At 57.3% G+C, this 1,781-nt stretch carries 2 protein-coding genes; one reads left to right on the forward strand and one right to left on the reverse strand.

The window, feature by feature from the left end:
- Positions 1–27: 27 nt before the first annotated feature.
- On the reverse strand, positions 28–684 hold the full coding sequence (locus ACNPN0_RS02175) for a GNAT family N-acetyltransferase (protein ID WP_105656966.1): 657 nt from the start codon (positions 682–684) through the stop codon (positions 28–30).
- Between the two features lie 165 nt (positions 685–849).
- On the opposite strand from ACNPN0_RS02175, the gene trhO reads away from it, so the two are divergent.
- Positions 850–1,749, forward strand: coding sequence for an oxygen-dependent tRNA uridine(34) hydroxylase TrhO (gene trhO / locus ACNPN0_RS02180; RefSeq protein ID WP_105656965.1), 900 nt, complete (start codon positions 850–852; stop codon positions 1,747–1,749).
- Positions 1,750–1,781 lie beyond the last annotated feature (32 nt).

Below are 1,781 nucleotides of genomic sequence, written 5' to 3' on the forward strand. Positions count from 1 at the left end.
ACGGCGATAAGAGTAATCTTGGAGGCCCTAGGCCTTGAACATGACAACCTTGCCCAGCGAAGTCCAGCCCAGCGAAGCGTAAAGCTGCTGGCCATCGACCGAAGCGATCAACAGGCCTTCATCAACATCGTGTTCTTGAGCCAGCGAAGCCAGCGCACGCATGATCAGGGTACCTAGGCCCTTGCGGCGGAAATCGGCGCCGGTGATGATGCGGTCGAAGATTGCGTATCCGCCAACTGCTGAGACATGGCCGGATGCCGCAACGACTTCCTGGTTGTCCTCGGGATGCAGCGAAACGTAGGCATGAGTGCCATCGCGTTCAATCTGGAAGACGAACCCGTCTGCAGGCAGTGGGACCTCGACGTCGTGCACGGCTAGTTCGGTGACCATCAGTGCTTCGTCATCGGCAGTGACCTGCAGGCCTACTTCAGCCGCAATGGCAACCAGATTCTCGGCGGAGTCGTCGAAAGCCGTCAGCCGACGGTTCGGGTGCTTCGTCAGGGTCTCGGCTACTGCTGCGAGTTCCTCTTTGGAGGGACCATAGATGACGTATTCCCAGTCTTCAGTGGTGTCGTGGCGCAGCGCAGCGTGGACCCGTCCTTCGTTGCGGGTTTCATAACCACGAGCCCCAGCCCAGCCTGCTACCCAGGTGCCAATCAGTTCATCGCTTGCGTTTGATGCCATAATTTGACCCTACCTTGTCTTTCCTAGGAATTAGCTGACATTGAACTAATCGTTGCCTACTTGGAACTATTGCACTGGCCGAGAGCTCGATATTTTCGGGAAAGATCAATGTGACATTGCTCTTTTCCTCGGCGTTTCGCGGCCAAAAGCTACTAACATTGTAGGGTGGCCATTCATCGTATTGTTCTGTATTACGCTTTTACTCCGCTCCCAGACCCGGAGGCAATCCGCCTTTGGCAGCGCTCGCTGCTGGAGCGCTGGGGCTTGCGCGGACGCATCATCATCTCCAAAGACGGCATCAACGGCACCGTTGGTGGCGAGATCTCCGCAGTCAAGGCCTACGTCAAGGCCACGCGAGAACTGCCAGCTTTCAAGAAGATGGATATCAAGTGGTCGGAAGGTTCGGCAGAAGACTTCCCGCGTATCTCCGTCAAGGTTCGCGACGAGATCGTGACCTTCGGCGCTCCTGGCGAACTGGAAGTTGACGAGAACGGTGTTGTCGGTGGTGGCACCCACTTGCGCCCCGAAGAACTTCACGAGCTGGTTGACAACAAGAAGAAGACCGGCGAGAAGGTCCATTTCTTCGATGGCCGCAACGCATTCGAAGCGCAGATCGGCAAGTTCAAGGACGCGATTGTCCCCGAAGTGGACACCACCCGCGATTTCGTTGCCGAGCTGGATTCGGGCAAGTACGACCACCTGAAGGACCAGCCGGTGGTCACCTACTGCACCGGCGGCATTCGCTGCGAAGTGCTTTCGGCTTTGATGGTCAAACGCGGATTCCAAGAGGTGTACCAGATGCAGGGCGGCATCGTCCGCTATGGCGAGAAGTACGGGGATGAAGGCCTATGGGAAGGCTCTCTCTACGTTTTCGATAAGCGCATGCATACCGAATTCTCCGAAGACGCTGTCACCATCGGTGAATGCGTGGGCTGCCAAGGTCCAACCAACAAGTTCGAGAACTGTTCGGACCCGGCCTGCCGCAACCTGCGCCTGTTCTGCGAGGACTGCGCAAAGGACGAAGCACTGCGCCGCTGCCCAGACTGCAGCACCGTAGACGCCTAACTTCAGCTTTCACCAACCGCGGGCGGGGCTTT

Source organism: Glutamicibacter sp. AGC84, from assembly GCF_053543575.1.